At 45.6% G+C, this 25985-nt stretch carries 21 protein-coding genes; 17 read left to right on the forward strand and 4 right to left on the reverse strand.

Annotated elements, in window-relative coordinates; all coding sequences use genetic code 11:
* Positions 1 to 696: 696 nt before the first annotated feature.
* The gene (gene queG / locus MTF70_RS23030; RefSeq protein WP_005381370.1) at positions 697 to 1824 is read right to left on the reverse strand and encodes a tRNA epoxyqueuosine(34) reductase QueG; all 1128 of its coding nucleotides are present in this window, start codon (positions 1822 to 1824) and stop codon (positions 697 to 699) included.
* Positions 1825 to 2100: 276 nt separating this feature from the next.
* On the opposite strand from queG, the gene tsaE reads away from it, so the two are divergent.
* From tsaE to hflC, 8 genes are all read left to right on the forward strand, one after another.
* Positions 2101 to 2565, forward strand: a complete 465-nt coding sequence (gene tsaE, locus MTF70_RS23035; protein WP_005381372.1) for a tRNA (adenosine(37)-N6)-threonylcarbamoyltransferase complex ATPase subunit type 1 TsaE — start codon at positions 2101 to 2103, stop codon at positions 2563 to 2565.
* Positions 2559 to 4268 (forward strand): N-acetylmuramoyl-L-alanine amidase, encoded by a 1710-nt coding sequence (locus MTF70_RS23040; RefSeq protein ID WP_005381374.1) that lies wholly within the window; start codon positions 2559 to 2561, stop codon positions 4266 to 4268. The genes tsaE and MTF70_RS23040 overlap by 7 nt, the downstream gene beginning before the upstream one ends.
* 18 nt (positions 4269 to 4286) lie before the next feature.
* Positions 4287 to 6299 (forward strand): DNA mismatch repair endonuclease MutL, encoded by a 2013-nt coding sequence (mutL, locus tag MTF70_RS23045; protein WP_017633727.1) that lies wholly within the window; start codon positions 4287 to 4289, stop codon positions 6297 to 6299.
* Complete coding sequence (gene miaA / locus MTF70_RS23050) at positions 6296 to 7228, forward strand: tRNA (adenosine(37)-N6)-dimethylallyltransferase MiaA (RefSeq protein ID WP_005381378.1); 933 nt, start codon at positions 6296 to 6298, stop codon at positions 7226 to 7228. The genes mutL and miaA overlap by 4 nt, the downstream gene beginning before the upstream one ends.
* A gap of 194 nt (positions 7229 to 7422) precedes the next feature.
* The gene (hfq, locus tag MTF70_RS23055; RefSeq protein ID WP_005381379.1) at positions 7423 to 7686 is read left to right on the forward strand and encodes an RNA chaperone Hfq; all 264 of its coding nucleotides are present in this window, start codon (positions 7423 to 7425) and stop codon (positions 7684 to 7686) included.
* A gap of 38 nt (positions 7687 to 7724) precedes the next feature.
* Positions 7725 to 9014 (forward strand): ribosome rescue GTPase HflX, encoded by a 1290-nt coding sequence (hflX, locus tag MTF70_RS23060; protein ID WP_005381380.1) that lies wholly within the window; start codon positions 7725 to 7727, stop codon positions 9012 to 9014.
* Positions 9015 to 9059: 45 nt separating this feature from the next.
* The gene (gene hflK, locus MTF70_RS23065) at positions 9060 to 10265 is read left to right on the forward strand and encodes an FtsH protease activity modulator HflK (RefSeq protein ID WP_005381381.1); all 1206 of its coding nucleotides are present in this window, start codon (positions 9060 to 9062) and stop codon (positions 10263 to 10265) included.
* A gap of 2 nt (positions 10266 to 10267) precedes the next feature.
* The gene (gene hflC, locus MTF70_RS23070; RefSeq protein WP_005381382.1) at positions 10268 to 11248 is read left to right on the forward strand and encodes a protease modulator HflC; all 981 of its coding nucleotides are present in this window, start codon (positions 10268 to 10270) and stop codon (positions 11246 to 11248) included.
* Positions 11249 to 11311: 63 nt separating this feature from the next.
* Here the strand turns inward: hflC and MTF70_RS23075 are convergent, their stop codons facing one another.
* Positions 11312 to 11497, reverse strand: a complete 186-nt coding sequence (locus MTF70_RS23075) for a DUF2065 domain-containing protein (RefSeq protein WP_205461573.1) — start codon at positions 11495 to 11497, stop codon at positions 11312 to 11314.
* A 172-nt stretch (positions 11498 to 11669) separates the two neighbouring features.
* Here MTF70_RS23075 and MTF70_RS23080 point away from each other — a divergent pair, with 172 nt between their 5' ends.
* Together MTF70_RS23080 and MTF70_RS23085 are read left to right on the forward strand one after the other, a co-directional pair.
* Positions 11670 to 12986 (forward strand): adenylosuccinate synthase, encoded by a 1317-nt coding sequence (locus MTF70_RS23080; RefSeq protein WP_005381385.1) that lies wholly within the window; start codon positions 11670 to 11672, stop codon positions 12984 to 12986.
* 216 nt (positions 12987 to 13202) lie between these two features.
* Positions 13203 to 13838, forward strand: coding sequence for a tetratricopeptide repeat protein (locus MTF70_RS23085; RefSeq protein ID WP_205461574.1), 636 nt, complete (start codon positions 13203 to 13205; stop codon positions 13836 to 13838).
* Between the two features lie 80 nt (positions 13839 to 13918).
* Here MTF70_RS23085 and hmpA read toward each other — a convergent pair whose 3' ends face one another.
* On the reverse strand, positions 13919 to 15103 hold the full coding sequence (hmpA, locus tag MTF70_RS23090) for an NO-inducible flavohemoprotein (protein WP_025768792.1): 1185 nt from the start codon (positions 15101 to 15103) through the stop codon (positions 13919 to 13921).
* 157 nt (positions 15104 to 15260) lie between these two features.
* Between hmpA and nsrR the strand changes: the two genes are divergently transcribed.
* The 5 genes from nsrR (at position 15261) to trpS (ending at position 21050) form a co-directional block, all read left to right on the forward strand.
* Positions 15261 to 15686 (forward strand): nitric oxide-sensing transcriptional repressor NsrR, encoded by a 426-nt coding sequence (gene nsrR, locus MTF70_RS23095; RefSeq protein ID WP_017633731.1) that lies wholly within the window; start codon positions 15261 to 15263, stop codon positions 15684 to 15686.
* 115 nt (positions 15687 to 15801) lie between these two features.
* Complete coding sequence (rnr, locus tag MTF70_RS23100; protein ID WP_017821742.1) at positions 15802 to 18309, forward strand: ribonuclease R; 2508 nt, start codon at positions 15802 to 15804, stop codon at positions 18307 to 18309.
* Positions 18310 to 18376: 67 nt separating this feature from the next.
* Entirely contained in the window at positions 18377 to 19120 is a 744-nt protein-coding gene (rlmB, locus tag MTF70_RS23105; protein ID WP_025768791.1) for a 23S rRNA (guanosine(2251)-2'-O)-methyltransferase RlmB, read from the forward strand.
* Between the two features lie 110 nt (positions 19121 to 19230).
* Positions 19231 to 19917, forward strand: a complete 687-nt coding sequence (locus tag MTF70_RS23110; RefSeq protein WP_005382834.1) for a phosphoglycolate phosphatase — start codon at positions 19231 to 19233, stop codon at positions 19915 to 19917.
* A 116-nt stretch (positions 19918 to 20033) separates the two neighbouring features.
* A complete protein-coding gene (gene trpS, locus MTF70_RS23115; protein ID WP_005381398.1) occupies positions 20034 to 21050 on the forward strand; it encodes a tryptophan--tRNA ligase in 1017 nt (338 codons plus the stop codon).
* Between the two features lie 56 nt (positions 21051 to 21106).
* Here the strand turns inward: trpS and MTF70_RS23120 are convergent, their stop codons facing one another.
* Complete coding sequence (locus MTF70_RS23120) at positions 21107 to 21481, reverse strand: hypothetical protein (protein WP_064354374.1); 375 nt, start codon at positions 21479 to 21481, stop codon at positions 21107 to 21109.
* 544 nt (positions 21482 to 22025) lie between these two features.
* Here MTF70_RS23120 and MTF70_RS23125 point away from each other — a divergent pair.
* Both MTF70_RS23125 and MTF70_RS23130 read left to right on the forward strand, forming a co-directional pair.
* Positions 22026 to 24980, forward strand: coding sequence for an ExeM/NucH family extracellular endonuclease (locus MTF70_RS23125; protein WP_042523633.1), 2955 nt, complete (start codon positions 22026 to 22028; stop codon positions 24978 to 24980).
* A 189-nt stretch (positions 24981 to 25169) separates the two neighbouring features.
* The gene (locus MTF70_RS23130) at positions 25170 to 25757 is read left to right on the forward strand and encodes an aminodeoxychorismate/anthranilate synthase component II (protein ID WP_031780782.1); all 588 of its coding nucleotides are present in this window, start codon (positions 25170 to 25172) and stop codon (positions 25755 to 25757) included.
* Positions 25758 to 25985 lie beyond the last annotated feature (228 nt).

Raw genomic sequence — 25985 nt, forward strand, 5'->3', positions numbered from 1 at the left:
GCGGGGTGGAGCAGCTTGGTAGCTCGTCGGGCTCATAACCCGAAGGTCGTCGGTTCAAATCCGGCCCCCGCAACCAAATACAAGACGATAGATTGAGTACTTATTTAGTATACAATTGTTAAGTCGTCTACGGATGCGCCGCTTGATTCAACTCCTGCTTCTCGCAACCAATCACATCGCTCTTTTCATAATGCTGCGAAGCATGAATCCCCAAAAGCTAAACTTTTATCCGCATCATATGATGTCGGACGATTTCGTTTGTGTTTAAAACACGATATGAATCGGCTGACGTACAAGTATGATGAGGCTTCGCGTGTTTTATCTACTTTAATTAACAGAGTTATCCACATACGTCGTTCTGTGGATAAGTTGGTTGATAAAGTGTTTTTAGCTTGACTTTTTATGATGGGGAAGAAAGATCTTTTCTCTAAAGTGAAGTGGAAACAACAAAGAAATATCAACTAAATACTTGTTATATAAAGAAAAAATAAGTTTTTTGTCGGATCGAGTACGTTAAAATACGATCATTAACTGGTATTTTTTTGATCCTAGTCATTTCTCCGAGCTGTGTTTAACTTTTTTCTGCTAGCTTGTTTTTCTTGAATCTCAAATTTTTTTCCACATTACAAAATTGAGAACAAGGTCATGAATTGAACATGCAAAAGTAATTTCAATCTCTTGCATATAGACTACGCTCTATGCGTCTCTCGGCAGTCCCTTCTCGACTATCCTTATTAAGCGTTGCTTTTTCGTCTCTATAGATGAATTACTCTCAGTGGGGAGTTGATTCAGTTGCTCTGTCAAAGCCCATTTAATGTGCTCATCAAGTAATTTATTTTCACCTTGCCGACTTTCCAGCGCATCTATGATTCGCTGACTATATTCTGCATTACCAAGTGCGACAGCGATGTTACGTAGCCACTGTATATGACCAATACGACGGATAGCGGAGCCTTCCATATTTTTTAGAAAAGTCGCTTCATCCCAGTTAAACATGTCGACGAGGTCAGGGTTTTTGAAACTGTCACGACGGTGGAAATCATCTTGCTCCGTTATGTCGGCGTAGCGGTTCCATGGGCAAACCAATTGACAGTCGTCACAACCATAAATGCGGTTACCCATTGGCTTTCGAAACTCTTCAGGAATCACGCCATCGAACTCGATGGTGAGATAAGAGATACAACGCCTGGCATCGACAACTTTGTCTTCAACGATGGCTTGTGTTGGGCATGATGTAATGCATGCTTTGCATTTACCGCACTGATCAACGCTTGGCTCATCTACGGGTAGTGGTAAGTCGATAAGTAGTTCACCTAAAAAGAACCACGATCCACAGTCTTGATCTAAAATCAGGGAATGTTTCCCGGTCCAACCTAAGCCCGCTTTTTGGGCGAGAGGTCGCTCTAATATTGGTGCGGAATCAACGAAAGGTCGGTAACCATATTGACCAACCTCTTGTTCAATAAGTTTGCCGAGCTTATTTAGCTGCTTTCTGACGAGCTTGTGATAATCGCGCCCTAGTGCGTAGCGGCTAATATAGGCATGACTTTTATTCGCGAGGTTCGAAGCGAATTGAGCCTCTGGTGGCAGATAGTCCATCCGGACGCTGATAACACGAACGGTTCCCGGGAGTAGCTCATGGGGTCTAGCACGCATCATACCGTGACGAGCCATCCAATCCATTGAGCCGTGATAGCCTGCATCAAGCCATTTTTGTAGTGCTGCTTCATGTTCACTCAGATCAACGTCGCAGATCCCAACTTTTTGGAAGCCGAGTTCTTTTCCCCAAACTTTGATTTGTTGTGCGAGTTGTTCGTAGTTCATGTTAACCACCGGAATAAAGGGGGGCGGATCTTAACGGATCTCTGGCTTTGGTGCTACCCAGTTAGGTACGTTTTTGATGTTGTGAATACTGCTTATTGAAGTCATTTGCATATATTCTAAATCTAGGTCGATACTAAGATGATTAAGATACCGTTTATTGGATACTTTTTTCGCACATATGACATTTGAAAGCTTGTCTCTCAAAACCAACACGGTTTACTATTCCTGTTCTTTTGATTTTTATATAGTCAACGATCATTAGTTAGAGAAGCATCAATGAGCACGAAACAATTCAATTTAAAAGATGAGCATGAAACGGTTGCACTAGGCACCGCTTTGGCTCAGCTTTGTTCCCAGCAAACCACAATTTATCTGCATGGTGATTTGGGTGCAGGTAAAACAACCTTTAGTCGTGGTTTTGTCCGTGCTCTTGGTCATCAAGGTAACGTGAAAAGTCCAACTTATACTCTAGTCGAACCGTACCAGTTGGATCAGTGGCAAGTATATCACTTCGACCTTTATCGTCTTGCGGATCCTGAAGAGCTTGAGTTTATGGGGATTCGAGACTATTTCACAGACGATGCGATTTGCTTGGTTGAATGGCCTGAAAAAGGGCATGGCTTACTGCCACAACCGGATCTTGATGTAAACATTCGCTACCAAGGTGAGCAACGTGTAGCCGAACTAACAGCTAATAATGATTATGGTGTGCAGTTACTCAGTCGATTGGAGCTATGTTGAGTTTTTCAAATTTTAGAGTGGTGGCGACGTTTGTCGCCACTTTTCTCCTTCTCATCCCCAATTTAGCATTTGCTAACGTCGTTAAGAGTTTTCGAGTTTGGCCTTCACCTGATGAAACGCGTGTTGTCATCGATTTAGGCTCGGAAGCTGACTATTCCTATTTCTCTTTATCAGGGCCGGATCGCCTTGTCGTGGATTTAAAAAGCACGACGATGCAGGCCAAACTACCTGTTACTGTTACGGATAGCCCTGTTTTAAAACTGGTACGAAAAAGCTCGCCTCCAGAGAAGGGCACTTATCGTTTGGTGTTTGAACTAAAAAAGAGCGTTCAAGCGGAGTTATTTAAATTAAGCCCAACACCAGGTGGGCAGTATGGTCACCGCTTGGTGATTGATTTACCGCACGGTAAGAAGGCATCGACCTCAAAACCGAGTAAGCCAGCGGCGGCCAGCAAAGACATGAGTTCAGTTCAACGAGCTCAAGAAGTGTTAATTGTTATCGACCCTGGTCACGGTGGGGAAGACCCTGGCTCTATTGGCCCTTCACGTCGTAAGTACGAGAAAGATGCGGTATTGAGTATCTCAAGAAAAATTGCTGCTCAGCTCGATGCGACTCCTGGTATTAAAACGCGCATGACTCGTACGGGAGATTACTTTGTAAACTTAAACCGTCGTGTCGCGATTGCTCGTGAAAATGATGCGCACTTGCTGATTTCCATTCACGCAGATGCGTTTACTTCACCGAAGCCTCGCGGTGGATCGGTCTTCGTACTAAATACTCGTCGTGCAAATACCGAAATTGCTCGTTGGGTCGAGAACCATGAGAAACAGTCTGAGTTATTGGGCGGCTCGGGTAATGCGTTCTTCACGAAGACAAAAGATCGTAACGTGAACCAAACTTTGTTGGACTTGCAGTTTAGTCATTCACAAAAAGAAGGCTATAAGCTGGCAACAGAAATCCTAGGTGAGATGGGACGTGTTGCGCACCTGCATAACACCAAACCGATCAACACCAGCCTTGCGGTTTTGCGCTCTCCACAGATTCCGTCTGTGCTAGTGGAAACGGGCTTTATTTCTAACCCAACAGAAGAGCGTTTACTGTTTCAACGAGCGCACCAAGATAAGTTAGCTCAGGCTATCACTAAGGCGGTCGTCAAGTACTTAAAAGATAACCCACCAGAGGGTACGGTGTTCTCGCCTTCAGCGAAGCCAATGGTACATATTGTAAAGCGTGGCGAGTCATTATCGGTGATCGCGAACAAATATGGGCTTAGCTCTAAAGCGCTGATGTCGGCAAACAACTTGAAGTCGACAGGCTTGGCAATTGGTCAGAAGCTCAACATTCCTTCTGCTGGTACGATTAAAGTGCCAAGTAAACCGATTACTGTTGAGACAGAAACCATTACGCACAAGGTTAAGTCTGGTGAGTTCTTAGGTAAGATTGCGAATCACTATAAAGTGAAGGTTTCAGATATCCGCCGAGAGAATAACTTGAAGTCAGATACCTTGTGGGTAGGGCAAAAGTTGAAGATAACGGTCGCGGTAAAAGATAAACCGATTCGTAAGCACAAGGTTTCTCGGGGTGAGTTCCTTGGCAAAATAGCGTCCAAATACGGCGTTAGCGTATCGAGCATTCGTAAAGCGAATAACTTACGCTCTGATCAGCTAGCGGTTGGGCAAGTCCTGATCATTCCAAACAAGTAGGTGAGCTTCTAACTCATTATGACGATTAAAATTTTGCCAGCCAGACTTGCAAACCAAATCGCCGCAGGGGAAGTGGTCGAAAGACCTGCTTCTGTGATTAAAGAACTGGTTGAAAATAGTCTTGATTCTGGCGCAACTCGAATCGATATCGATATCGAGAAAGGAGGCGCAAAGCTGATTCGTGTTCGTGATAACGGAAAAGGTATCGCGAAAGATGAACTTGGCTTAGCGCTCAGTCGTCATGCGACATCTAAGATACATACCTTAGATGATCTCGAAGCCATTATGAGTCTAGGTTTTCGCGGTGAAGCGTTAGCCAGTATTAGCTCAGTCTCGCGTTTGACGCTCACGTCGCGTCCTGCGGCACAAGAAGAAGCCTGGAGTGCCTACTCCGAAGGGCGTGATATGCAGGTGAAGCTTAAGCCAGCAGCGCACCCGATTGGCACGACTGTTGAGGTGTTGGACTTATTTTTTAATACTCCAGCGCGTCGCAAGTTTCTTCGTACGGAGAAAACCGAATTTGCTCATATTGATGAGTTATTGAAACGTATTGCGTTAAGCCGCTTTGATGTCACCATCAATGTGCGTCATAACGGCAAGATCATCCGTCAATATCGCGCGGCGAAAAATCAGCTTCAAACCGAAAAGCGTATTGCTGCTGTCTGCGGTAATGCGTTTGTGCGGCATATGCTCAGAATCGAGCTTGAGCATCAAGGGTTAAAGCTACATGGGTGGATTACCACGCCAGAGGGAGCAAGGCAGCAAAGCGATTTACAATATTGCTATGTGAATGGCCGAATGATGCGTGACAAATTAATCAATCACGCGATTCGTCAAAGCTATGAAATGAGCTTAAAGCCAGATCAGTTTGCTGCGTATGTGCTCTTTATTGAGCTAGATCCGCACCAAGTAGATGTGAATGTTCACCCTGCTAAGCATGAAGTGCGTTTCCACCAAGCTCGTTTGGTGCATGATTTCATCTATCAAGCTTTGACGGATGCACTTGCGCAAAGCGCCGTGATTGATAAACCACAGGTGAATGAATCGGCATTTCATCGCGTGGAACCGACTGAGTCCGAAGAGATTGAGCATTCGCCAGAGCCTGAAAATGTACAAGAGCCAGCATCTTCACCAGTACCAGAGCGGGTTTATCAAGCGATAGAGAGTACACCGGCTTATCCTGGACGCAGTGATTATGAAGTGAAGCCTCGTAATAGCGGTCCTAGTGAAACCTCCGTGCGAGAGGCGCGCGTAGTGGAGTCATTCAAACGTAATGATTGGGTGGAATCCAAACCTGCACCAAAGCCAAGTCACAGTAAAGAGCGCCACGTAGAACCAGCGCCAACTAAACAAGAAGTACGCGCTTATCACGAGCTGTTGAAAACGCCAGAGTTTGAGGCTCAGGCAGTCACTCCAATAGCGCCCCAAACGATAACTTCGCACACATCAATGCCATCGATTACTGCATTGGGCAAAGCGCTGATGGTGGTCGATGAACAATTTGTTTTGATGAGCAGTGACAGTGGGGCGGCGTTAGTCTCGTTACCTAGAGCAGAATTTTATCGTGTAAAAGGCCAGCTTTCTCCAAGCGATGGTGCACTCAAGGCACAACCTCTGCTTGTTCCTCTATCTATTAAGTTAGAGGCCGAATTAGTGAGACTGGCCCAAGATTATCAACAAGATTTGGCATTGCTTGGTATTCAATTGAAAGCGAGAAACGAGCACGCCTTAATGGTGATGGGCGTCCCAGCTCCGCTGCGTCAACAAAACTTACAAAATTTAGTACCAGATCTGTTATCTTACGCGCAATCTTGTGTGAACGAAGGTATAGCAGCGGCTCAGATGCTGTCTGAGTTGATAGATTGGCTCGCATTACAGGTCACGACAGTGAAGAGTCACTATACTTTTTCTGAAGCCATTCAAATTATTGCGGAACTTGAACAGCTAAGACATGGTCAATTGCCATTAGAAGATACAAAATTCGTATCCGCTGTTGATTTCTCTGCCACGATAGCCAAATTAAAACCATGACAGATAAACTACCTTTGGCGCTATTTTTAATGGGGCCAACTGCATCAGGCAAAACTGAGCTGGCGATTCGTCTTCGTCAAAAATTTCCGATTGAGATCATCAGTGTTGATTCTGCTTTGATCTACAAAGGGATGGATATCGGTACGGCGAAACCGGATGAAAAAGAGTTAAGTTTGGCGCCTCATCGCTTGATAGATATTTTGGATCCAAGTGAATCTTACTCTGTCGCCGACTTTCGTCGAGATGCATTGAAAGCGATGGATGATATTGTTGCAGAAGGAAAAATTCCACTTCTTGTGGGTGGAACAATGCTGTATTACAAGGCGTTACTTGAAGGTTTATCACCACTTCCTGCTGCAAATCCTGAAATTCGTCAGCAAATTGAACAAGAGGCATTGACTAAAGGTTGGTCAGTGTTGCACGATGAACTCAAAGAGGTTGATCCTGTGTCAGCCGCGAGAATCCATCCCAATGATCCCCAACGTTTATCTCGGGCATTGGAAGTTTTTCGCATTTCAGGTAAAACTTTGACTGAATTGACTCAAACGAAAGGTGAAAGCCTACCATACCGAGTCAAGCAGTTTGCAATAGCTCCCAAGGATAGGGCAGAACTTCACCGTCGGATTGAACTCCGTTTCGAGAAGATGATGGAAGCGGGCTTTGAAGAAGAAATGAAAGCGTTACATTCGCGAAAAGATCTTCACCCCGATCTTCCTTCCATACGATGCGTCGGTTACCGACAGATGTGGGAGTATTTAGATGGGGAGTGTACACGTGACGAAGCGGTATTTCGTGGCGTATGCGCGACTCGTCAATTGGCCAAGCGTCAAATCACCTGGTTACGCAGCTGGGATGATTTAACTTGGTTGGATAGCGAGAACATTGAACAGGCATTAGAAACGATGTCGGAAGCAATAGCATCTGATTGACATAGCTGTGTATAATGTGATCGTTTTTGCGTGAACGCACTCTCAAAGGATCTGTTGTTGGCGGTTTTTATACTATGCTGCTAATTACTTAGAGTGCATTTTTGATTCGTTTAGCTCAGATGCAAAAGCCGTATCTTTTGCATTGCACCACTAGCTAAATAATTACAACTACAAATTAAATAAGGAAAATAAAAATGGCTAAGGGGCAATCTCTACAAGACCCATTTCTAAACGCGCTACGTCGTGAGCGTATCCCGGTATCTATCTACCTTGTGAATGGTATTAAACTACAAGGTCAGATCGAATCATTCGATCAATTTGTGATCCTGCTGAAGAATACTGTTAACCAAATGGTGTACAAGCACGCGATCTCAACAGTTGTGCCGGCTCGTCCAGTGAGCCATCACAGCGGTGAACGTCCACAAGGTGAGCGTCCACAAGAGAAATCAGAAGATTAATTCTTCATCGAGTATTTTTAAAATAAGGAGTTGATTGCTTGTTTGACCGTTATGAATCCGGTGAGCGAGCCGTACTTGTTCATATCAACTTCACGCAAGAAGGTGAATGGGAAGATCTGGCTGAGTTCGAAATGCTGGTTTCTTCTGCTGGGGTAGAGGCGCTACAAGTGGTAACTGGTAGTCGTCAATCCCCACACCCGAAATACTATGTCGGAGAGGGTAAGGCCCAAGAGATTGCTACAGCGGTACAATCAACGGGTGCCGAAATTGTGATTTTTAATCACGCCCTCTCTCCTGCCCAAGAACGTAACCTCGAAGCACTGTGCCAATGTCGAGTTCTCGACCGCACTGGTCTTATTCTCGATATCTTTGCTCAACGAGCTCGAACACACGAAGGTAAGCTACAGGTAGAGCTGGCTCAACTTCGTCATATCTCTACTCGTTTGATTCGTGGTTGGACGCACCTTGAAAGGCAGAAAGGTGGTATCGGTTTACGTGGCCCGGGTGAAACCCAGCTGGAAACCGACCGTCGCTTATTGCGTGACAGAATCAAAGCCATCCTGCGACGCTTAGACAAAGTAGCGAAGCAGCGTGAACAAGGGCGCCGCGCCCGAAATCGAGCTGAAATCCCAACGGTTTCACTTGTGGGTTACACCAACGCGGGTAAGTCGACACTCTTCAACCGTATTACAGAAGCTGGCGTGTACGCGGCTGATCAATTATTTGCTACTTTGGACCCGACTTTACGTAAGATAGAGTTAGCAGATGTTGGTCCTGCCATCCTGGCAGACACGGTTGGTTTTATTCGACATTTGCCACACGACTTGGTTGCGGCCTTCAAGGCAACCTTGCAGGAAACGCAAGAAGCTGACATTTTGTTACATGTTGTTGATGCCAGTGATGAGCGTTTTCGTGAGAATATTCAAGCTGTTCATGAAGTACTAGAAGAGATCGATGCGCATGAAGTGCCGACTCTGGTTGTCATGAACAAAATCGACAATCTAGATTCGCAGAAACCACGTATAGAACGAGACGAGGAAGGCGTACCTCGCGCAGTTTGGGTTTCAGCAATGGATGGGTTGGGCATTGATGTCCTGTTTGAGGCGCTGACGGAACGTCTGGCGTCACAAATGGTCGAGCATCAGTTGCGAATTCCTCCACAGTATCAAGGACGATTCCGTAGTACCTTCTTCCAAATGAAGTGTATTCAACGTGAGGAATATGACCAGGATGGTAACTTGTTGATCGATATTCGAATGCAGCAAGTAGATTGGTCTAGACTTGAAAAAAGAGAAGGGGCAGTTTTGACTGGCTTTATAGTCACTTAAAGGACTGCTACAGTATAACGTCATATCAAATGATGGAGCTTTCTAATGGCGTGGAATGAGCCTGGAAATAACAACGGCAACAATGGCCGCGATAATGACCCTTGGGGTAATAATAATCGTGGTGGCCAGCGTCCTGGTGGCCGAGATCAAGGTCCGCCAGATTTAGATGAAGTGTTCAACAAACTGAGTCAAAAGCTGGGCGGCAAGTTTGGTAAAAAAGGCGGCGGTGGTTCTCCAATCGGCGGCGGTGGTGGTAGTGCAATTGGCTTTGGCGTGATTGCTCTGATTGCTGTTGCAGTTTGGTTCTTCGCTGGTTTTTACACCATCGGTGAAGCAGAGCGTGGTGTTGTACTGCGTTTAGGTAAATACGATCGTATCGTAGACCCAGGTCTTAACTGGCGTCCTCGCTTTATTGATGAGTACGAAGCGGTAAACGTACAAGCGATTCGTTCACTACGTGCATCTGGTCTAATGCTGACTAAAGATGAAAACGTTGTAACAGTTGCGATGGATGTTCAGTACCGAGTGACTGACCCATACAAATACTTGTACCGTGTAACCAATGCAGACGACAGCTTGCGTCAAGCAACGGATTCTGCACTACGTGCAGTAATTGGTGACTCATTGATGGATAGCATTCTAACCAGTGGTCGTCAGCAAATTCGTCAAACTACGCAAGAAACACTGAACCAAATCATTGATAGCTATGATATGGGTCTGGTACTTGTTGATGTGAACTTCCAGTCTGCTCGTCCACCAGAGCAAGTGAAAGATGCGTTTGATGATGCAATCGCAGCACGTGAGGATGAAGAGCGTTTCATTCGTGAAGCTGAAGCATACAAGAACGAAATCTTGCCTAAGGCAACGGGTCGTGCGGAGCGTTTGAAGAAAGAAGCACAAGGTTACAATGAGCGTGTCACTAACGAGGCTCTTGGTCAGGTAGCACAGTTCGAAAAACTACTACCAGAATACCAAGCAGCGCCTGGTGTAACGCGTGATCGTCTGTACATTGACGCAATGGAAGAGGTGTACTCAAGCACTTCGAAAGTGTTGATTGACTCGGAATCAAGCGGCAATCTTCTTTACCTTCCAATTGATAAGTTGGCGGGACAAGAGGGCAAAGCAGATACCAAACGTAAATCGAAGTCATCTTCAACCTATGATCAAATTCAACTTGAGTCTGATCGTACACAAGAAGACACTTCGAACTCGCAGTCTCGTTCAACAGGTTCACGTCAAGGGAGATACTAAGAATGCGTAAGTTAATGATCCCTGTACTGGTAATCGCACTGGCATTAATGTTGATGTCTTTGTTTGTGATTCCTGAAGGTGAGCGCGGTATCGTGGTTCGATTTGGTCGTGTCTTGAAAGACAACAACGACATCACTCGAATTTACGAGCCTGGTCTGCATTTCAAGATGCCTTTGTTTGACCGTGTGAAACAACTTGATGCACGTATCCAAACAATGGATGGCCGTGCAGACCGTTTCGTAACGTCTGAGAAAAAAGACGTTATCATTGATACCTACGTGAAGTGGCGTATTGAAGATTTTGGTCGCTACTACCTCGCGACTGGCGGTGGTAACTCGCTAACGGCAGAGGCACTACTTGAGCGTAAAGTGACGGACGTGCTTCGTTCTGAAATCGGTGCTCGTGAAATCAAACAGATCGTATCTGGTCCACGTAACGATGATGTGCTACCAGAAGACGCAAGTGCCGATGTTGTCGCAACTGAAGCGGCTCGTGAGGCGCTTGAGATTGATGGTGAACGCGACCTAATCATGTCTGAAGTATTGAAAGACACGCGTGAAAGCGCAATGAAAGACTTGGGTGTTCGTGTCGTTGATTTCCGAATGAAGAAAATCAACCTGCCTGATGAAATCAGTGAGTCTATCTACCGTCGTATGCGTGCGGAGCGTGAGTCCGTTGCTCGTAAGCACCGTTCTCAAGGTCGTGAAAAAGCGGAAGTTATTCGTGCTCAAGCAGAACTAGAAGTAGCAACTATTCTAGCTGAAGCTGATAAAACTGCGCGTGTGACACGAGGTGAGGCGGATGCTGAAGCTGCGAAGATTTATGCTGAAGCATACAACAAAGACCCTGAGTTCTTTAGCTTCCTACGTTCGCTACGTGCGTATGAGAAGTCCTTCAGCTCTAAGAGCGATATTCTGGTGCTTGATCCGAAGAGTGAGTTCTTCCAATACATGAACCAGTCGAAGGGCAGCATGGAGAAATAATCTCCGCGTCTCATTGAAATAAAAGGCTCCTTAGGGAGCCTTTTTTGTATCTGATGCTAAGTGCTAGCTCATCATGATGGCGATGACGGCTCCAGCAACTACTAGGCAGCCACCGATGCGTCGTAGCTGATTGTTGGGTTGTTCACTTAATTGAGCCACCATATTCCGCCAACCGTTAGGAGCAATCAGTGGCCCAATGCTTTCCACGATCAAGACGAGCCCAATCGCCAACCATATGGATTCAGACATAGCGCTTTCCAGTCGAATAGAGAAAGCTAAATACTATCAGTGATATGCTGATTTCAAAATGAACAAAGCGGCAAGATGACATTCTGGTAGCAACTCTGTGAACAAAAAATGACTGCAAGAAGCGTGATTCGGTGCTAGAATCCATTTTTAACTAGCAATCAGACTTGGAAAGATGGGAAATAACGTAGTCGTTCTAGGCACCCAATGGGGTGACGAAGGTAAAGGTAAAATCGTAGACCTTTTAACTGAAGATGCAAAATACGTGGTACGCTACCAAGGCGGTCACAACGCAGGTCACACTCTCGTAATTGACGGTGAAAAAACCGTTCTTCACTTAATTCCATCAGGTATCCTTCGCGATAACGTAAAATGTGTTATCGGTAACGGTGTTGTACTATCACCTGAAGCTCTACTTAAAGAAATGAAGCCTCTTGAAGAGCGCGGTATTCCAGTACGCGAGCGTCTTTTCATTTCTGAAGCATGTCCGCTAATTCTTCCTTACCACGTTGCAATGGACCAAGCTCGCGAAATCGCTCGCGGTAAAAAAGCTATCGGTACTACTGGTCGTGGTATCGGTCCAGCATACGAAGATAAAGTTGCTCGTCGTGGTCTACGCGTTGGCGACCTATTCGATATGGCGACTTTCGCAGAGAAGCTAAAAGAAGTCATGGAGTTCCATAACTTCCAACTAGTTAACTTCTACAAAGCGGAGCCAGTAAGCTACGAAGAAGTACTTGAGCAAGCTAAAGGCTACGCTGAACTACTAACGTCAATGGTTATCGACGTAACTGACGAACTAGACGCAGCACGTAAGCGCGGCGACAAGATCATGTTCGAAGGTGCACAAGGTACACTACTTGATATCGACCACGGTACTTACCCGTACGTAACGTCTTCTAACACGACTGCTGGTGGTGTTGCTGCAGGTTCTGGTTTTGGTCCTCGTCACATCGGTTACATCTTGGGTATCGCGAAAGCGTACTGTACTCGCGTTGGTGCTGGTCCATTCCCGACTGAACTATACGACGGTTTAGATAAGCAAGATCCAATTGGTAAGCACTTAGGTGAAGTTGGTCACGAGTTCGGTGCGACAACTGGTCGTCTACGTCGTACAGGTTGGTTCGATGCTGTTGCTATGCGTCGTGCAATCCAAATCAACTCTGTATCTGGTTTCTGTCTAACTAAACTAGACGTACTAGATGGTCTAGAAGAGCTAAAAATCTGTACTGGTTACAAGATGGAAGATGGCTCCGTGCTAGAAGTTTCTCCGATGGCTGCTGAAGCATTCGAAAAAGCAACGCCAATCTACGAAACAATGCCTGGTTGGTCTGAGAACACATTTGGTGCTAAGTCACTAGATGCTCTACCACAAGCCGCTCTTGACTACATCAAGCGTATTGAAGAGCTAACTGGCGTTCCAGTAGACATCATCTCTACAGGTCCTGACCGTAACGAAACTATCATCAAAGTTCACCCATTCGAAGCTTAATTGATAGCCGTTAAAGATTGCAAAAGCCGACCTTATGGTCGGCTTTTTTGTATCTGAACAAAAACAGCGTGACTCTCATATGGCAAGCTTTTGCCGCTGAGCCTAAATCAGAGGCAAAAATTGTCTAAAGCTTAGCTGTTTTTTGCCGATAAGGTTATCAAGCAGAGGAGATCCTTCACCGATCTTTGGTTTCTTAGATACCTTAAGGGTACGTTTATGAAGTTACGAACAGTGGCTGCTTCACTGTTGTTGACCTTGGTTGCTACCACAGTGAAAGCTAATGTTGCTGATGTGGGGGCACCAGTTCCGATCTATACCGAAGCAGAGCTGATAAAGCTTATTGAGCAAAATAAGCACTTACAACGTGTGCGCGCTGATAACTGCCAGCTGGTGGAGGATATCATAGCTCGTGCGATTCGAATTAACTTACCCGCTTATGAATTTCTGTACGGAGATATGTTGGCTTGGGGTGTGTGTGTCGAGCAAGATGTCGAACTGGGTCTTTATTACATCGAAAATGCAGCGCATCAGGGGTTACCAGCTGCACTAGAGCAGATTGGCCGATACTATTCGCGTGGCACTTTAGTACAGCAAGATAAAGAACGTGCAATTCCATATTTGCGAGAAGCAGCGTCAATGGGAAACCTAAACGCGCGTATTCATCTGGCCGAGTTGCTTTTACGTGATTATGGCAGTCCACTCGATTACGAAGATGCGTATCGTTGGTTATATAACTCTGTCACAGCAGATAAGCGGCAGCATAAGCGCATAACTGTATTGAGAAACGGCCTTGAACAGCGCATGCCACAAAACGTTATTGCTCGAGCTAAACGGCGAGACACCTTTTGGTAACGCTTCAATATTGCAAACAACTTCATACAACAAAGCCCACGTCACGTGGGCTTTGTTGTTTTCCCGATAGTTGGTAGCGCTTAAACCACTTTGTGTGGACCGAAGCATTCGTAATGGAATTGCTCTTCTGGTACGCCAAGTTCTAATAGCTGTTTCGCTACGTGCTGCATAAATCCTACAGGACCACAGAAGTACACCTGCACGTTATCTTGCTTTAATGCAGCTTCAATTTCATACAGATTGACAAAGCCCGTGAAGTGGAAGTCTTCACCTAGCTTGTCTTCTGCCGTTGGTTGGTTATACCAAACGAGCGCGTTCATATTTTCTTTTTCTGCAACGAGTTGGTTTACGTGTTGCTTGAAAGCATGCTGTTGGCCATTTTCGGTTGCATGAACCCAAGTTACAGGTGCTTGATGTGCTGAGAGACTTTCTAGCATTGACAGCGTTGGAGTAAGTCCCACACCAGCAGAAATTAGAACAACGGGTGTTTGTGGTTCGGCATCCATAAAGAAATCACCGGCAGGGGCTGCAAGCTGCACTTTTTCGCCAATGTTCAGGCTATCGTGCAGGTAGTTCGACACTTTTCCGCCTTCTTCACGTTTTACTGAGATACGGTAGGTGTTCTCTTGGACCGCAGAAGACAGGCTATATTGGCGAATTTCTTGGTTTTCTAACTGGTCACTGTTGATGTAGATGCCAAGGTATTGTCCCGGTTTATACGGCGCCACTTTTTGACCATCGGTTGGCTTTAGCACAAAGCTGCAAATGTGTTCGCTCTCAATCTTTTTATCGACTAATTCAAATTCGCGTAGACCGCGCCAGCCGCCTTCCAAAGCTTCATTTTGTTGGTAAATTTGTTCTTCGCGCTGAATAAATACATTCGCAAGTACGCCGTAAGCCTCAGCCCAAGCATCCAACACCTCTTGACCTGGATTAAAAAGCTCATCGATTGTCGCAAGTAAATGCTTACCAACGATTTGGTACTGATCTTCTGTGATCAAAAAGCTCGTGTGCTTATGCGCAATTTTCTCTACTGCGCCAAGCAGAGCTGGCAAATTTTCAATATTGGCAGCATAGGCACAGATAGCGTTGAATAATGCTTCACGCTGATCGCCGTTACGCTGGTTACTCATGTTAAAAATATCTTTCAACTCAGGGTTATGAGTAAACATACGCTCGTAAAAGTGCGCGGTCAGTTTTGGTCCTGTTTCGGCGATGAGTGGTGCGGTCGCTTTGACGATCTCGATAGTTTGATTGCTGAGCATAAGGGCTTCCTACTTTAAGTTGTATTTATAATGCATGTTTAAAGTTGTATCTCAAATGTATCTTTCGATCAAGAAAAGATTTACACTTTTATCGATAGCTCAAGTTTGGGGTTTTAGCATCACCAGCGGGTTATTGAGTCGCACTTTGGGAGAGAATATGCAGTTAACTAGTTTCACTGATTATGCGTTGAGAACCTTAATTTTCTTGGCTTCGTTGCCGGAAGATGAGTTAACCAGCATTACCGAAGTGACGGATTTATTTGGTGTGTCGCGCAACCATATGGTTAAAGTTATCAATCGGTTAGGACAGTTGGGTTATGTCCATACCGTGCGCGGAAAAAACGGTGGTATCCGGCTGATGAAGCCAGCATCTGAAATCACAGTCGGTGGTGTTGTGCGCGATTTAGAGCCGTTAGATTTAGTCAACTGTGGTGTGGATTTTTGCCATATTACCCCTGCTTGCCGCCTCAAAGATAAATTGGCGAAAGCAAAAAGTGCCTTTCTGGCGGAGTTGGATAACTGCACGATTGAATCCTTGCTCAGTGACAATTCTGAACTTTTGATCTTGCTGGCTCGTCCTTAACTCATTTGCATGCCTAGAGTCGATCTCGATCATTCTTTTTTCAAAGCAATTCTGTAGCTTATCGAGAGACTCAGATATACTAGCCATATACCTTCCTTGCTAGATAGGCGTGCCTATGTCAGACAATATTCCAAACGATCCTTTTGCAGATCGTGAATCCAAAAATTACGAAAATCCAATTCCAAGCCGAGAGTTTATCATCGAGTTTCTAGAGCAAGCGGGCGTTCCAATGAATCGTAACGACTTGTTTGAGGCACTAAAGCTTGAGGGCGAAGAGCAATACGAAGGGTTGCGTCGTCGGCTACGTGCGATGGAGCGAGATGGCCAACTGGTGTTTACCCGCCGTCAGTGCTATGCATTGCCTGAAAAACTTGAAATGGTGAAAGGTTACGTGATTGGTCATCGTGATGGCCATGGTTGGGTACGTCCAGAAGGCAGCGTCGGCAAGGATGATGATATTCTGTTACCGCACCATCAGATGAAGAACATCATCCACGGTGATTTTGTCTTAGTGCAACCTACAGACAACAGCAAGCGCGGCCGCCGTGAAGGACGTTTGGTGCGTGTGCTAGAGGAGCGTAATGATCAAATCGTCGGTCGTTTCTTCCTTGAATATGGATACTCCTACGTTGTCCCAGATGACTCGCGTATCAGCCAAGATATCCTGATCCCAAATGAGCACAAAGCGGGTGCACGCATGGGTAACGTAGTCGTAATTGAAATTACTGATCGTGGCTCACGCTCACGCGGCATGATGGGTAAAGTGGTTGAAGTCCTTGGTGAAAACATGGCACCAGGTATGGAAACACAAATTGCGATTCGTACACACCAAATTCCTCACGAGTGGCCAGAAGCCGTCGATAAACAAATCGAAAACTTGGGCGAAGAAGTACCAGAAGAAGCCAAAGTTGGTCGTGTGGATCTACGTGATTTGCCACTAGTGACCATTGACGGCGAAGACGCACGAGACTTTGATGATGCCGTTTACTGTGAAAAGAACAAAGAAGGTGGTTGGCGTTTATGGGTAGCGATTGCTGACGTCAGTTACTACGTTCGTCCTGACTCTGCGTTGGACAAAGAAGCGATAAATCGTGGTAACTCAGTATATTTCCCGTCGCAAGTTGTGCCGATGTTGCCAGAAGTACTATCGAACGGCCTATGTTCGCTCAACCCGCAAGTAGATCGCTTGTGTATGGTGTGCGAAATGACCATTTCCGATACAGGTAAGCTGTCTGGTTACAAGCATTACGAGGCGGTGATGAACTCGCACGCTCGTCTCACATATAGCAAAGTGAGCGCGATTCTAGAAGGGGATGAAGAACTACGTGAGCGCTACCAGCCGCTTGTTTCTCATCTAGAAGAGTTGCACAAGATGTACAAAGTGCTGAAAGAAGCACGAGATCAACGCGGTGCAATCGAATTTGAAACCGTTGAAACCAAATTTATTTTCAATGCGGAACGTAAAATCGAAAGCATTGAGCCAGTAATTCGTAATGACGCGCATAAGATCATCGAAGAATGTATGATTTTAGCCAACATTGCTTCGGCATCGCTGGTAGAAAAAGCGAAAGAGCCCGCGCTTTATCGTATCCACGAATCTCCAGGTGAATTACGCCTGCAAGGTTTCCGTGACTTCTTAAGTGAACTTGGTCTTGAGCTAAAAGGTGGTTTAGAGCCTTCACCAACGGACTATGCTGATCTCGCACGTCAAATCTCCGGGCGTCAAGATCAAGAGTTGATTCAGACCATGCTGCTACGCTCAATGAAGCAAGCGGTATACAACGCAGATAACGCGGGGCACTTTGGGTTGGCATTGAAACGCTATGCGCACTTTACGTCGCCAATTCGTCGTTACCCTGACTTGTTACTTCACCGTGCAATCAAGTATCTGATTGCTAAAGAAGAAGGTCGTAATCAAGATCGCTGGACACCAACAGGTGGCTATCATTACTCGTTTGACGACATGGATTTTTACGGCGAACAATGTTCGATGACAGAGCGCCGTGCTGATGATGCAACACGTGATGTTGCGGATTGGCTGAAGTGTGAATATATGCAAGACCACGTCGGTGACGAACTAGACGGTGTTATTGCTAATGTCACTAGCTTTGGCTTCTTTGTACGTTTAACGGATTTGCACATCGATGGTTTGGTACATATTTCTACCCTTGCGAACGACTACTATCAATTTGACCCGATTGGTCAACGACTTATTGGTGAAAGTTTCGGTAACATCTACCGCTTAGGTGATGCAGTAAAAGTAAAAGTACTGGCTGTTAACCTCGATGATAAGCAAATTGACTTTGAATTGGTCGAAACAAGTCGTAAGCTACGCGGCGAAGGTAAGACTGCGAAGAAACGCGCAGCGGAAGCAAAACGCAAAGCGAAAGATAAAAAACGCGCTGCGACTCGCTCTTCATCGAAAGAAGGTGGCGCGGCTCGTGCAGTTCCTGCGATAGAGCCAACTAAACGCCCAGAAGAAACGGGTGCAACGAGTAAGCGTAATGGCCCAAAACGTGGTGACGCCGAAGGCAACGAGAAGCCTAAAGTGAAAAAAGCACGTAAAAAGAAGCCGCACAGTAAGCCGAAGAAAACCAAGCGCACTAAAAAAGAAGCGCAGTAGGTTGAAGCGCCAACTTAGTTCAAACTCGGTTGGCGCAGGCAATACGACCAGAACAACAGGTTAAACAATGAGTAACGAATTTATCTACGGCATTCACGCAGTGAAGGCGGTATTGGAGCGCGAACCAGAGCGTTTTATCGAGGCGTACGTTTTAAAAGGTCGTCAAGATGATCGCCTAATGCCAATCCTAAATGATCTTCAGGTTTGTGGTGTTTCTATTCAGCAGATGACACGTAAAACCTTGGATGACAAAGCGCGCGGTGCAAATCACCAAGGCATCATCGCTCGTGTGAAACCAGCGAAGCAGCTGAATGAGAACGATATAGATGACATCCTTGCAAAGCACGAATCACCACTGCTATTAGTGTTAGACGGCGTGACCGATCCACACAATCTTGGTGCGTGTTTACGTAACGCAGATGCGGCAGGTGCTGCGGCGATCATCGTACCGAAAGATCGTTCTGCGCCAATGAATGCGACGGTAAGTAAAGTGGCTTGTGGTGCAGCTGAAGTCGTGCCATTGATCCGAGTGACTAACTTGGCTCGTACTATGCGTACACTGCAAGAGCAAGGTATCTGGTTTGTTGGTACGGCGGGCGAAGCAACGCACGACATCTACCAAGCAAAACTGACTGGACCCCTTGCTATCGTAATGGGGGCAGAAGGTGACGGTATGCGTCGTCTGACTCGTGAAACCTGCGACGATTTGATTAAGATCCCAATGGCTGGTAGCGTTTCAAGCTTGAACGTATCTGTGGCATCCGGCATCTGTTTGTTTGAGGCAGTTCGTCAGCGTATTGCTGCAAAGTAACGACGAAACAAACAGTTACTGCCGAATCAGACATAATGATAAAAACAAAGGATGGGGTGCCATCCTTTGTCGTTTTCACCGATTTATAAATAAAAATCCTCAGGGAAGTTATGACTCAACAAGACATTAAATTCATCGCCTTCGATCTAGATGGCACTTTGCTTGATAGCGTGCCAGATCTAGCTGTCGCGGCAGACCAAGCAGTACAGGCGCTTGGCTTTCCATCGGTTTCAGAAGAACAAGTTCGTGATTACGTGGGTAACGGCGCAGACGTGCTTATTGGTCGCTCATTAAGCCAAAGCCTGACCATCAACCCAGAGCTGAGTGAAGAGCTTCGTGCTAAAGCGCGTGTATTGTTTGATGATTACTACGAGCAAAGCGGTCACAAGCTAAGTCATCTTTACCCAACGGTAAAAGAGACACTAGCAGAGCTGCACAAAGCGGGCTTTGTTATGGCGTTGGTGACCAACAAACCTTCAAAGTTTGTGCCTGACGTTTTGGAAAAGCACGACATCGCAAAATACTTCGTTGATGTCCTTGGCGGTGATGCATTCCCAGAGAAAAAACCAAACCCAGTAGCATTGAACTGGTTGATGGAAAAGCACCAAATCCAACCAAGTGAAATGCTGATGGTTGGCGACTCGAAAAACGATATTCTCGCAGCAAAGAATGCAGGCTGTGCCTCATTTGGTCTGACATATGGTTACAACCACGGTGAACCTATTTCAGCATCAAATCCAGATTTCGTCGCTGACAGTTTGGCAGAATTATTGGACGTTGTAGCGGTTTCTGCATAACGGCTACAAAAGAGCTTCCAAAATACTCGTTAATGAGTACACTGAGTAAACCGTGCACCTATTACTGCACGGTTTTTTTCATTTAATTAGATTAAGAAGTCAAAGGAATCATTCTAATGAGCAAACCCATTGTATTGAGTGGTGTTCAACCTTCAGGTGAACTAAGTATCGGTAACTACTTGGGTGCTCTACGTCAATGGCAGCAGATGCAAGACGATTATGATTGCCAATATTGTGTGGTAGACCTTCACGCGATTACGGTTCGTCAGGACCCTAAAGCGCTGCATGAAGCAACTCTAGACGCACTGGCAATTTGTCTGGCAGTTGGTGTTGACCCGAAGAAGAGCACGCTATTTGTTCAGTCACATGTACCAGAGCATGCTCAATTAGGTTGGCTTCTTAACTGTTACACTCAAATGGGTGAGCTGAGCCGTATGACTCAGTTTAAAGACAAATCGGCACGTTACGCGAATGACGTAAACGTCGGTCTATTTGACTACCCGGTGTTGATGGCTGCTGACATTTTGCTTTACGGTGCGCACCAAGTACCTGTAGGCAGTGACCAGAAGCAACATCTAGAATTAGCGCGTGATATCGCAACGCGTTTCAACAATATTTACTCGCCAGAGCAGCCAATCTTCCAAGTTCCAGAGCCTTACATTCCGACAGTAAATGCGCGTGTAATGAGCCTTCAAGACGCAACGAAGAAGATGTCTAAATCTGATGACAACCGTAAGAACGTTATCACGCTGCTGGAAGAGCCTAAGTCGATCCTTAAGAAGATCAACAAAGCGCAAACCGATACCGAAACGCCACCAAGTATCCGTCATGATATCGAGAACAAGGCGGGCATTGCTAACCTAATGGGTCTGTACTCTGCGGCGACAGGCATGAGCTTCGAAGAGATTGAAGCGAAGTACCAAGGCGTAGAAATGTATGGCCCATTTAAGAAAGATGTTGGTGAGGCAGTTGTAGCAATGCTTGAGCCAATTCAAGCAGAATATCACCGTATTCGCGCTGATCGTGCTTACATGGACGAGGTAATGCAGCAAGGCGCTGAGAAAGCCTCGGCACGAGCGGCTGAAACGCTTAAGAAAGCATACGAAGCAGTAGGTTTTGTAGCTCGCCCATAGTTGCTAAGAACGAATACGAAAAGCTCCACTTTGGTGGAGCTTTTTTTATGCCTGTATTACTGAAATGGTGTGTCTTTCATACAGCGTTCCATGTCGTAATATTCAACGCGTCCTCGAGCTCCTAGAAAGGCAGACTTCACAACCATGCCTCTATCAATGAAGTAACTAAGCTGTACGCATGATATATCGTAGCTGAGTTCTTTAATTCTCGCTGGAATCCAGTAGGTTCCTGGCGTTCTTAGACGCTGAGTAAAGGTAATAACACCCTCGTCACTGACTTCTAGCTCTTCAATACCATCCAGTTCATTTTTGGCTGATTCGATGATGTCTTGATTCGCCGTAGGTTGAAGTGGCTCACTGGCGGTCAACTGACACCCCGCTATCAAGCCAAGTAGGGAGAGAGCTAGCACACTGCGTTGAATTGTTTTCATTTGTCGTTCCTGGGTTTACAGCTAATGAGATCTTATTGTCTCGCGCAGGTGTTATATCTTTTGTGTATGTTTTTGGCTAGTGAGTAATGAAAAGTTATTGAATAAATCATGAAAACTTTGAAGTATGAGGGGCCTGTATAAGAGAGAACGAAGCGAGTAATAGATTCTTGGGCTTGAACAGTGATACAAGTGAAAATTAAAGCATTCTAAATTAGTGACTAATTATATTTTTTATTTGTAACAGGAACGGTTGGGTTAATAAGCAACTCAACAAGTGATGTATTTTCTACTCCTTAACATGAAGTGAAAAAGTAAACTGAGTAATCAATCTAAATTCTGACTTGTTTATCAATAGCGCTCTGTATTTATTACAAAAAATGTTTGAATGGGATGCTCTGGCATATTTTCTTATATTCACATGTGATTCATTTCACGGCTTTAATTACTCATTCTTATTTATTTCATAAATAAACCTGATAGTAGACGCAAATGGCAGGCTCTAACCAGAGCTAAGTTTGCATTTACATAAATATCAGGTATGACAATGGACACGTTAATCAAACCCTCAATACTCGCATTAACCATCGCCAGTGCACTTAGTGCAAACGCGAACGCAGAGATTATTATTTCCCAATACGTAGAAGGCGGCGCTTATAATAAAGCGGTAGAGATCGCTAATACGGGTGATACTGCGGTGACACTCACTGGCTACGAGTTGGCGAAATCATCAAACGGTGGTGGTACTTGGGGTAGCACATTCGACCTTAGCCAAGTGACGCTACAAGCTAACCAAGTGTATGTACTGGCGCATGGTGACGCGAGCGATACCATCAAAGCTGTCTCGGATATCACAGATAAAAGCGTTGCGAACTTTAACGGTGACGACCCGATCGCACTGCTTAAAGATGGTGAAGTGCACGACATCATCGGTGTGATGGGTGACGTAGATTTTGGTAAAGACACCACATTAGTTCGTAACAGTGATGCACTAACCCCTTCTGCTACTTATGATGCATCTCAGTGGACGGCATTTGAGAAAGACAACATTGACGGCCTTGGTGAGCTAAATGCGACTGAGCCACCAGCACCATTCGCTTGTGAAGTCGACGGTCAGCAACCTAACTTCACTACCATCCAAGATATTCAAGGTGAAGGCGATACGTCTCCATTCATTGATGGTTACCCATACATTACTGACGAAGATCATTTCGTAACGGGTGTCGTGACTGCTGTTACCACTGGCCTAACCAAAGGTTTCTACCTACAAGCATTAGAAAGCGACAACAACGACAAGACCTCAGAAGGCTTGTTCATTCATACTGACGCGGCAGACACGGCGCTGAAAGCTGGTGACGTTGTTTGTGTGAAAGGTAAAGTTCAAGAGTATTACAGCAATACTCAGCTTGCTTCTGATGCTAACAGCTATGTGAAAACAGGCACCTCTGAAACCTCTCGAGTTACCGATCTTGTTATCAAAGAAGGTGAGACACTACGTGATGCGCTTGAGCGTCATGAAGGGATGCAAGTTGAGTTGACCTCGGCAAGTGACTTGTTTGTAACTCGCAACTTCTCTTACGACTACGATTCACGTCGTAACAATATGATGCTCTCTCATGAAGCGCCATTGTTAAAGCCGACTCAATTACACGCGGCAGAGAGCGATGCAGCCGTTGAGCTAGCAAAAGACAACGCAGCAAACCGCGTATACCTAGAATCAGATGGCAAAGCACCAAACGGCCAAATCCCATACTACCCAGATTTTGCTAAAGATGCAGACCAAGATGGCTCTTCAGAGCAGCACATTCGCCTTGGTTCTCGAGTAGAAGGTCTACAGGGTGTCGTGGCTTACAGCTACAACGAATACCGCCTGATTGCGACGAATGAAGTCAATAACACCAACTTCGTGACTTCAGGTGAAGGCTTCGACGTGGCTCGTAAAGATGCCCCAGCGATTGCGGACTCAGATTTGCGTATTGCAAGCTTCAACGTACTGAACTACTTCAACTCCGTGGCTGACAGTGGTCATGAAAACCCAACCGGACAAAACCGTGGTGCGACTAATCTAGACGAATTCCTGATCCAGCAAGCGAAAATCGTTGCGGCGATGAACAAGATGGACGCAGACGTTATTGGTTTGATGGAAGTGGAAAACAACGGCTTTGGTGATGGCAGTGCTATCCAAAACTTAGTTGATGCCCTAAATGCTGAGATTGATGACGCTGAAGATCATTACACGTATGTCGAAATCGAAGAGCAAGACAAATACCAAGACGAATACTTTGGCAGTGATGCGATCATGGTGGCGATTTTATATCGTGCTAACGCAGTAACGCCAAAAGACGCTGCAAAAGTGATCATCACGCCAGAGCAGCACATTGCAGAAAACACAATTACTCGTAAAGAGGGCACAGAAAGTAACCCTGCTTACGATAAGTACCAACGCCACAGTCTACTTCAGACCTTTACGGTGAAAGAGACGGGTGAAGATTTGTCTATTGTCGTAAACCACTTTAAGTCGAAAGGCTCTGAGTGTATTGAAGAGTGGATTGCTGGTGTAGAAGATTCTGAGCCAGCGGATCTGCAAGGCAACTGTAACAACTTCCGCGTTTCTGCTGCGCACGCAGTGGGTGAAGCGTTGAAAGAAGTGAAAGGCGATGTATTGCTCATGGGCGACCTCAATGCTTATGGCATGGAAGACCCACTTCTGACACTGACTGATTACTCAAGAGAGAAATACGGCCGTGACATTTATACTGCTGCTTACACAACCATTGGTGATGGTGAACTTCAAGTAGAGAAGACCAAAATTGAAAAAGGTTACGGTCTGCACAACTTAAACACGTTGCTGCACGGCGCTGATACGTTTTCTTACACCTATTCGGGCGAGCTGGGTAATTTGGACCACGCATTGGCAAGCAGCAGCCTAGCGCAAAAAGTGGTAGCAATTGAAGATTGGCACATCAACTCACTAGAGAGTAACTTGTTCGAATACAGCAGCAAGTACACAGGTGATATGCCGAAGTACAAAGATGCGTTCTCTGCCTCTGACCACGATCCAGTGATCATCGCGATTGATTTACCAGATGATGACATCGATTTACCGAAAGCAGGTGACAACTTAGCCGTCGATGTCCGTTTACCACCAACGGCGGTTGTGGGCGATATTGTTACGGTGAACTTAACGCCATCCACACAAGCGGCTGCGGCAAGCAGCGATACGAAAGCTTACTCGGCTAGCCAAACTTTAGTTCAAGCTGATATTGATGCGCGTAGCGTGAATATTGAGTTTGAACAAACGCCAGAGCAAGGTAATTATCAGTTAGAAGAGAAAGTGACTGACTCGACAGGTAATATCGTGAAGTTTAGCTCTGTTCGTGATGTTTCGATGACGCAAACTGAAACTGGAACAGAAGGGTCGAAGGATTCAGATGGTGGTTCGTTTGGTTTTGGCGCGCTATTTGCGCTGCTAGGTCTCGGCTTATTCCGTCGTCGCCGCTAAGCGAATTTACTTTCTGACAAACAGTTCCTAAATAGCTGTAAAGACCAAAGGCCAGCCTATGCTGGCCTTTTTATTCAGCAAAAACTTGCCTTTCTTGCTTGGTATAGCAAAATACCGCCCTTGATTGTCACGAACGTGGCGATTCACTACGTAAGCATTGCCAAAACGGATTGGAGCAACCGACCCTTTATGTTGTTGATCATCGATAACTACGACTCTTTTACCTACAACCTTTACCAATACTTCTGCGAGCTTGGTGCAGACGTAAAGGTGGTGCGTAACGATGAAATCGATATCCAAGGCATTGAGGCGCTCAACCCAACTCATTTGGTGATCTCGCCAGGGCCATGTACGCCGAACGAAGCAGGTATTTCACTGAAAGCGATAGAACACTTCGCTGGTAAGTTGCCGATCCTAGGAGTTTGTCTTGGTCATCAGGCGATTGCACAAGTGTTTGGAGGGGAAGTGGTACGTGCTCGACAAGTGATGCACGGCAAGACCTCACCAATTCGTCACAACGGTCGCAGTGTGTTTAAAAATCTGAATAACCCACTCACGGTAACCCGTTATCACTCTCTTGTGGTGAAAAACGGTACTTTACCCGACGTGTTTGAACTGACTGCATGGACAGAACTGCCGGACGGAAGCATGGATGAAATAATGGGTTACCAACATAAAGCCTTGCCAATTGATGCGGTGCAGTTCCACCCAGAATCAATCAAAACTGAGCAAGGTCACGAGTTGCTTGCGAACTTTTTAGCACGCAAAGCGATCTGATCGCGATCACTTTTCTTAACAAATCATTCATCTTTTTGCTGAGGTGAGCGGATTGCAAAACTATGCGATTCTCTCGAGTCTCTTTGTCTATTCATGTCTTTTTAAACCTTCTATCCCCTGTATTACATAACATTTATAAAAAATCACTTCTCTATTTTACTTTCTTGATGCATAAATAGTCATAAGCAGTGATTAATGGAAGTTGCTTTCGAGAACGAAAAGAATAAA

The organism is Vibrio sp. 2CM40D (assembly GCF_023161825.1).
GTDB lineage: Bacteria > Pseudomonadota > Gammaproteobacteria > Enterobacterales > Vibrionaceae > Vibrio > Vibrio alginolyticus.